Annotated in this window: 4 protein-coding genes and 3 pseudogenes; 4 read left to right on the top strand and 3 right to left on the bottom strand. The window is 41.4% G+C overall.

Annotated features, from left to right (window positions below; translation table 11 throughout):
* The first annotated feature begins 280 nt into the window (after nt 1-280).
* Nucleotides 281-544: a hypothetical protein gene (locus tag ACWPOD_RS23490; protein WP_282150740.1), complete on the top strand. Its 264-nt coding sequence runs from the start codon at nt 281-283 to the stop codon at nt 542-544.
* A gap of 1 nt (nt 545) precedes the next feature.
* Nucleotides 546-1,076: a type II secretion system protein gene (locus ACWPOD_RS23485; protein ID WP_282150739.1), complete on the top strand. Its 531-nt coding sequence runs from the start codon at nt 546-548 to the stop codon at nt 1,074-1,076.
* A gap of 14 nt (nt 1,077-1,090) precedes the next feature.
* Here ACWPOD_RS23485 and ACWPOD_RS23480 read toward each other — a convergent pair.
* A pseudogene (locus tag ACWPOD_RS23480) lies at nt 1,091-1,725 on the bottom strand (response regulator transcription factor).
* 831 nt (nt 1,726-2,556) lie between these two features.
* Here ACWPOD_RS23480 and ACWPOD_RS23475 point away from each other — a divergent pair.
* A complete protein-coding gene (locus tag ACWPOD_RS23475) occupies nt 2,557-2,877 on the top strand; it encodes a hypothetical protein (RefSeq protein WP_282150737.1) in 321 nt (106 codons plus the stop codon).
* A 612-nt stretch (nt 2,878-3,489) separates the two neighbouring features.
* On the opposite strand, the pseudogene ACWPOD_RS23470 reads toward ACWPOD_RS23475, so the two are convergent.
* Nucleotides 3,490-4,961 (bottom strand): annotated as a pseudogene (locus ACWPOD_RS23470) (putative bifunctional diguanylate cyclase/phosphodiesterase).
* Between the two features lie 446 nt (nt 4,962-5,407).
* Between ACWPOD_RS23470 and ACWPOD_RS23465 the strand changes: the two are divergent.
* The gene (locus tag ACWPOD_RS23465; protein WP_282150741.1) at nt 5,408-6,970 is read left to right on the top strand and encodes a sensor domain-containing diguanylate cyclase; all 1,563 of its coding nucleotides are present in this window, start codon (nt 5,408-5,410) and stop codon (nt 6,968-6,970) included.
* Between the two features lie 238 nt (nt 6,971-7,208).
* Here ACWPOD_RS23465 and ACWPOD_RS23460 read toward each other — a convergent pair.
* Nucleotides 7,209-8,376, bottom strand: a pseudogene (locus tag ACWPOD_RS23460) (group II intron reverse transcriptase/maturase); the annotation flags it as partial.
* Nucleotides 8,377-8,445: the final 69 nt, after the last annotated feature.

The raw sequence follows: 8,445 nt of genomic DNA, 5'->3' as shown, positions 1-8,445 counted from the left end.
GGCTACGACGATTAATGGGTGTAGCCGATCAGATCGTAGCTTCTTGATTTAGTTCCATCGATTTAAGCAACAAAGCCTCTTCAATTTGATTCGGTATAGAGGGATTGCAAAAAATGCACCAAGGAAGTTATGGTCTTGATAAAAAACTTCTATCAAAATTAGGGTTGGCGTTAACCATGAGAAATTTAAGATATTACCCATATCACACACTGTGCCTCTTAAAGCGTTGGCTTTGAGATGGAATTTAACCTTGTTAATGAATAACAGGAAGTAGAGGCGAGTGTCATTAAACGTGTTGGTCAGCGATCTTGTGCGTAATGCTTTTCAGCACACCAATGAAGGTGAAGTCATCATCAAGCAGCAAGGGTTAGAAGTGCAAGTGATCAATCGAGATAAACAAAAAGACCTGACTCACGAAACGACTGGGTTTGGGTTTGTTGATCATCAAGAAAATCTGCGACAAGTATTACTGGCTGTACGAAGAACAAGTGTTGTAAGATGGTCGCGCAGTGAAAGTGACGTTCGTTTAAAGGGCAATTCTTAGCATGAAAACAAGTGTAGGCATGAAAAACAAAGGCTTTACATTGATTGAACTCGTTATCGCTATCGTGATTTTGGGTATTCTCGCCGTGGTTGCTGCACCGAGATTCCTGAACTTGCAAAAGGATTCAAAGGTTGCCGTCATGGAGACGGTTGAGGGAGCAATGCGAGCAGGTCTAGAAATGGTGCATACGCGTGCCATTGTCGAAGGCTTGGATCAAGGTGAGCAAGAGATCCTCATCAACGGCGTTGTGGTTCCGCTCAGAGATGGTTACCCACGCGTAGACGGTAATGATTCATTCGATGATATGAACAAACAAGTTTTAGCTTGGCTCAATATTGATGCGGTGTCTTTAACTACGACTCAAAAAGATCCCAATGCCGCTGATCTGTTTACTGACAAAAGCACGCCAAACAACCAAATCTATATTTTCTTCACTTCTGATTTGGATAAGAAAAGCGTCAACTTTCAATGCCAAGTGATGTACCAAAACATCACCACTCCAGAAGTAAGATTACTGACTGACGCTTGCTAAATATCGTTGAGGGGTTACTTCAAGACAAACCCAAAGTTTTTGATGGTTTGGAGTAGCTTCTCTTCGTAATTATCATCAAGTGCGTGCCTTAATTTGAACATGTGCACTTTTAAGCTGTTGGTGTCCGGTTGTTCATCTCCCCATACCTTCTGGATTAAGTCTTCACGGCTGATGGGGTTTGGAGTGGCGCGCAGCAAGACTTCTAGAATGCGATAGCCTGTTGGAGAGAGTTTAAGTTCATCGCTACCACGCATGACATGGCGCTCTTTCACGTTCATTTTTAAGTCTTTCAACTGCAGAAGGTTCACTTCGCCACTGCGTCGTCGAGAGAGCACTATGACGCGCATTAACAGCTCTTCAAAGCCAACGATTTTGTCGTCTAGCGTGTCCCGCGCGTCAGCATAATAATAGGGACATCACTGCCTTGTTCTCGCAATTTCTTACACACCTCTATGCCGGACATGCTTGGCACATTCAAATCTTATATCACGACATCGTGGTGCGTCTTGGCAATTAACTCTAAAGCGGCTACGCCGTTCGACACATGATCACAGCTAATGTCTTCAAGCTCAAAGTGTTCGACAGTGGTTTCTGCCAGTTCCAAGTTATCTTCGACCAAAAGCAGTTGAAGTTTATTTGTAGTTGTCATTGTTTTTGCTGTCCCAAACATACCTGTGTTTAAGGTTTCATGTTCTTCTAATTAAATATGGTCATGTAAGCACGATAGCACTAACTGACTTTCGTCCACAAATGAATTTAGGATGTAGCTTTCGATTGTGAACATCCAGTGATTCTGTGCTTAGAACGTGTAATCTAGGTCCAAATTAATCCCAAATTGTGGTCTTTAATATCCAACAGTATCCTAGTAAATACAGCTAGTTAAAAGACCATGTGAGGTATTCAAAATCCGTTGCCTTCGGGCGTGGCGGTTCGAGTCCGCCCACCGGCACCATATAAAGAAAGGTCGCTTTTATAGCGGCCTTTCGTCGTTTTAGGTGTTTAAAAATGTTCTACTTTTCAGGTGCTTACCTCAGTTTTCCTTTCTTGTTATCAACGCTTTTCTCGCTCCAATAGACTCCCTTTATCCACCTTAAAATTTCTCCCATGGTCCATATATGGTTCATCGCACGACGAATCTGTGCTCAAGGGAATCCTAGGAAACCCAACAAATGCTAAAAGCTGCCATCTCGCAAGCGAGTATCGTCAAGGGCTTCGAGCGAGAAGAACCATGGTACGACCATGGTGACTTTACGGTGCTATGCGGTTTGGTTTTGGGTTTTATGAGGCAACTGATCGTTTTGATGGATAGTCTAAAAGCCGGTTTGAGATAGGAGGTTTTGCGGTGTGTGTATTAAGGTCGTTGGGGATATACATTAACAATCAATCACACCTTGAAAATTAATTAGCATTCATATCAGTTGAGTTAATATTGACTCTCCGTTACTCTTGTTGAGTTAATAATAACTCAGGTTTTTATCTCATGAAAATATCTTTCTATCATCCAACTACTAAGAAAAGAACTTCGGTAACAATCAATGATTCACTAGTCTGGTTATGCGCGACGACTAACGGTTGGCTTGAACTGCCAATGTTATCGACTACTTCTAGCCCTAATTTAAGTTATTTAGATGATGACAAAGTCCGCTCTGGAATGTTTAGTTTTGTCTCTGTGTGTGCTCTTGAGTATGTAAATGGTGATTTTGGGTTCAAAACTTTTGTTAGCTATGTAGAACACCGTATCGCGTTAGAAGCTGACTATATGATCAAGCATTTGTGGTTAAAGCAGGTTAAGGCTGATTGAAAATTTTAGTATGAAGTCGTTGTTGCTGTTACTGCTATCACTCACCATCAGTGGGTGAATATCAATGTTGTAATCTGTGTGGGTGTCAATCTGGTCGTTTCCTGCGAGTACTGTGCGCGATCACTGAGCTGGAAATCATCGTCGAACTTGAACTATGGTGTTGGTGGAAATGTTATGCGTGATATGGGCTTTGATTGAGGTGATGGTATCGGTGGCTAGTTGATTGCGTGAATGTGGTGGAATGGAGTGAGAGCTAGGTTTCGGGTAGGATATTGATATTAAATATATAATAACCAGTACAACAGCGGCCTACAGCAAGCTGTTTTACTGGTTATTATTAATGGTATGTTCTTGAGTCTGGCTGTGAATTTCAAAACATAATTGATGTAGAAAGTGCTTGAACAGTATGGATTTTTACGCGGATATTCAGCTCCATGAGTGTGTACTCAGAGTGATAAGCACGCGTGAAGTTGCGTGCTTATCGTGTTCACCTCTACGTCGCTGAACATGTAGCCGTGTCCTAGTAGTGATTTCTTCGCTGGCTCTTTGATATCGGCATCAATATGAGTGTGTAATTCTTCTGCTGCTAGTTTGGGTGTGAACTTTGCGATGCTACATCATACTTAAGCTTTTATTTAATGCCGTAACAGGGACTGGGAGACTTAGATAAAATCCTTGAGCTTGTTCACAGTCTAACTCCTCAAGAATACACAGCTGTTCAAGGGTCTCTATGCCCTCAGCAACGACTTGAATCCCAACCCCCTTGGCTATATCAACGATGCCGGAAGTAATTGCTCTTGATCGATAGTCAATAGCAATGTCTTTGATGAAACTACGATCTATCTTGATTTCATCGACGTCTAATTTATTAAATATGCCAAATGAGGTATAGCCAACACCAAAGTCATCAATGGAGAATGTTACACCATACTTCTTCAGTTTCTTAACTAGACTTGCACATTGGTCAATATCCTCTAACGTAGCTGTCTCTGTGATTTCAAAGCATAGATATTGCGCAAAATCACGGTCTTGTTTTAAGTAAGTTTCGATTTGGTGCATGTCTTCGACACTATTTATCTCAGTAGCAGAAATATTCACCGATACGCTTTGAATGGCATATCCTAGGAGCTGGGTTTCTTTAAGTTGTTTTGATGCTTGCTTGAGAACTAGTGCTGTTAAAGCACTACAGAGATTGTTCTCTTCTGCCAGCGTGATAAATACAGCAGGAGATATATCTCCATGTTGGTGGTGTTTCCAGCGAGAGAGCACTTCAACTCCAGTTACTCTCTTATCTTTTAGGTGATACTTTGGTTGAAATACGATCTGTATTTGTTCTTTTCGTATTGCGTTACGTAGATCTGCAATCATCTGTTTTCTTTGGAGATCTTGCTCAGCGAGTTTTTTGTCGTGGTACCGGATAGTGTTTTTCGTTATCTTTGCTTGATCGAGCGCATATTTGGCTGACGACATGAGCTGTTTAACGCTTTCTCCATCAAATGGATAGAGCGCAACACCAATAGAGCACGTTACATCAATGCCATGACGTTTTGAGTGCTGGCTAAACTGCCTTTGAATAAGTGCTAGGAGCCTGTCAATTTGCTTCTCGTCGTGCATGCGAATCAAGCAAGCAAACCCATCCGAATGAGTCCTTGAAGAGAAAAATGGAGAGACAGTAGAGGAACTAATAGATTGTGCTATGTCTTTTAAAAATTGATTACTCTTTTCAAAGCCGAGTTGATCGGCAATGGGCTTAAAGTTGTCAATATCGAGAAGAAAGAGAACATAATGTTCATTTTCTTTGGCACTACTGAACTTTTGCTCCAAATAGCGAAAAAAGACGTAGGGACTATGCAGGCCTGTCACATAGTCAATGTCATTGGTCCGTTCAATATCTCGGTTGTTCTTTTTTATCAGCCCCCATAGCAAGAGAGACGTGATCACGATAAATAGCATCCCCTTTAGTGACTGAACCAGCGTGTATACTTGTAGATTACTACCGCTTTATCTGAGAATAAAACCCACAGTGACGCGAATACAAAGTAAGCAAAAACGAGTTTAGCGGAGGTGAGGGAGTTTTTTTTCATATAGACCACAGTATTACTCGTGTACTACCCATGACTAAGGTCATACTTATATGATTAACCTATCATTACATCGAATATCAAGCTAGTGACACATCACTTAAACTGTTTAAAATGCTACATTAAACATTAGTTTTACTACGAAAACTAATGTTTAGTCGCATCAAGACCCTCTAAATATAAGTTTTACTTTCTTGAACCCTTCAAGTATCGGCTAGCATTTTGATCTTGATGCTTGTTTTTTGGTCAGCTACTGGCTCTATTTTCTATCTATGTCGGCCATATCAGTTTTAAAATAGATATAAGCCAGTATAAGAGTTTCATATCTCATGCAGAACTGTCAAAATCTACTAAAACTTGATTTAACACATGTGCAATAGCACGTACTATTACTTCGAATAAACCAATGGATGACTTAATTTATGGAATATGTGGGTGAATCAAAACGGATGAAAGACAAGTTGAATTTGAGGCAACTTATTCTGATTCTAAGCATCTTTAGTGTATTGGTCACTTTTCTGAACGCTTTTTACTCCATGTATCGTGTCCAACATGACCTCATTGTCACCAACACCATTGAATCCAATCGTGTTTACGCTGAAAAAATGGCCGAAATGACGGACACTTTCATTGAATCAGCTTTGTCTCAATTGGAGTATAGCGCACTTACGCTTGGGAGTAGGATAGGTGATTCAGATGCGTTGCAACAAGAAGTAGATCGATTAAGAACCCAAACTGACTCTTTTAACTCTGTAGTCATCGTCAATGCGAAAGGGGGCATCATTTCCGTTTCACCAGAAACAATACAACTGAAAGGTGTCCAATTAACAACAGAAAGTTCGCTACAATCGTTGAACGCTAAGGCTCCAATCGTCACGAATCCGTTCGTATCCCCGGCAGGTAATTATCTAATAAGTATTTCGTACCCTATCTTCTCCGCACAAAAAGAGTATTTAGGTTACGTTAGCGGGAGCATTTATCTCGATAAGAAAAACATAATAATGAGCATACTTGGACACCATGGCTACAGAGATGGGTCATACCTTTATGTTGTGGATAAAAATCGGACATTGATTTATCACCCTAATAAACAACGAGTGGGAGAAGTCATAGTCAATAATGAAGCGATAAATGAGGTGACTCAGGGAGAGAAAGGTGGGAAAGCTATCATTAACTCTCAGGGTATTGATATGCTTGCTGGGTACGCACCAGTCAATTATTCTGGTTGGGGGATAGTTGCTGTGAAATCGGAAAGCCTCACTCTGTCAGTGCTTAATGACCAAATGTGGAGTGTATTTGTTGAAACACTTCCAATTGGTGTGCTCACGCTTTTAATTATTTGGATATCTTCGGTTTTTATCTCAAAACCATTATGGCAATTAGCGAGTGTCGTCAAAAAATTTGATAGCCACACTTCGACTAAACGAGACTTAAATAAAGTGAAACCTTGGTATTTTGAAGCGTCACACCTGAAGCGTTCATTCGTCAGTACATTCAATATTGTATCCAACACAATTGATCAACTGCACCTCGATACCTTAACTGATTCTATGACTGGGTTGTTAAACCGCAGAGGTTTAGATAAGGCCATTGATAATTTGCGTATACAAAACACTCCATTTTCTGTGCTCGCTCTGGATGTTGATTACTTCAAAAAAGTGAATGATACCTTTGGTCATGATGTCGGTGATACTTTACTCATCAGTGTGGCAAATATGATCAAGGCGCAGGCGCGAGAGGTGGATATTGTCTGCCGAGCTGGCGGAGAAGAGTTCATGGTTTTTTTAGTTAAAGCAGACATACGTCAGGCTGAGTACGTTGCCGAGAGAATTCGAAAGTCCATTGAATCCAATGAGTTTGATGTCGTAGGTCACGTGACGATTTCTATCGGAGTATCCCAATGGTTAGCCGAAAGAGAGCCGATTAGCGCCATTCTTAAAGGTGCTGATGATGCACTTTACCAAGCAAAACATAACGGTAGAAATAGAACTGAGGTACATAAGTTCAGATGATAAAATAAATGGATACTGATCTGAACACTCATCTAAGCGATTTTGTCATACTTTAGATAATTTTAACTTAATTGTGCTAAAACAGTTTTGTCCAAAGGTGTGCTGACGGGATGTGTAACACAGAAATGTCGGGTGGACGACACTTGTTACCAAGTGCCGTCTCCCTAAGAACCCAGGGTGCAACTTTCACCGTACTAGGCTCAAGCCTCCACAAAGGCATCGTCTGATACCCAGCAACTTATAAGGCTGTCAGAGCAGGATCATACAAAGAGTTGCGGGCTAACCGTTTGGGTTTTCTCTTTGCCAAATAATCTTGGTATTGAGGATCAAACGATGTCGCTGCACTTCGGATCTTTACATGCCTTTCTATAGGCACTTTGGCTATTTGGAAGAGATTGAACTGGCAATCCATATCCATGATCTTCTGCCAACCGTGAAACTGCCATTGGCCTTTACGGTTGATGAAGTATTTAAGGGCGCTCCAAGTTTTAGATTTTGTTGGATGGCGCCTTTTAGCCCAGTGCCATAACGCATGGAATAGCTTGTGGTTTATATATCCGAATACCTGTTTTGCAACGCAGTGTCGATAGTAATTCGACCATCCCCTCAATTTCGGATTTATCAGTCTGATAAGATCGTTTACTGAAAGGGTTACGTGCTTCTTGATGAGTTCAAGCAGATTACTTTAGAACATCAACGTATTAGATTTGCTCGGCTTAATGAGCAATTTTCCTTTGTACTTCCTATGATTGAAGCCCAAGAAGTCAAAGCCATCGTTGATGTGCGTTATATGCGTTTTCTCTTCGGAGAGTGTTAAACCTCTTTCTGCTAAGAAGTCAGCAATCAACGGTTTGATATCGTTCTCCAGTACTTCCTTTGAAGCACAGGTGACGACGAAATCGTCGGCATATCCAATAAAGTTGGCTCTTGCACCCTTTTTGAGTGCGGCAGACTTTACATGCTGTTCGAGACCTGAAAGCGTCATTAACATCAAAGTTGGGGATATAATCCCACCCTGAGGTGTGCCTTCGTTGGTATCATAGAATAGCCCTTTGTCTACAAAGCCAGCCTTTAACCATTGGTGTCCGATTTTGTCAAAACAGGCTTTGATATCCCCCTCAAGTACCCATTGGGCCGATCGCTTTTGACTCAAGCAGAGAAAGCACTGTCCAATAGCATCAGCAGTACTACGTCTCGGTCGAAAACCATAGCTGTTAGGATCGGCAAGAATTTCTGATACGGGCTCTAACGCAAGTAAATGAAGCGCTTGTTGCGCTCTGTCTACCATGCATGGGATACCTAGTGGTCGAAGTTTGCCGTTCTTTTTGGGGGATGTAGATACGCTTGAGCGCTTTGGCTTGATAAGCCTTCCGACTCAACTGATTTACTGCTTTCATGGGCTTTGTTGCTTAAATCGATGGAACTAAATCAAGAAGCTACGATCTGATCGGCTACACCCATTAATCGTCGTAGCC

The sequence above is a fragment of the Vibrio sp. JZG120 genome (assembly GCF_053890955.1).
This window is presented reverse-complemented; position numbering and strand designations above follow the sequence as displayed.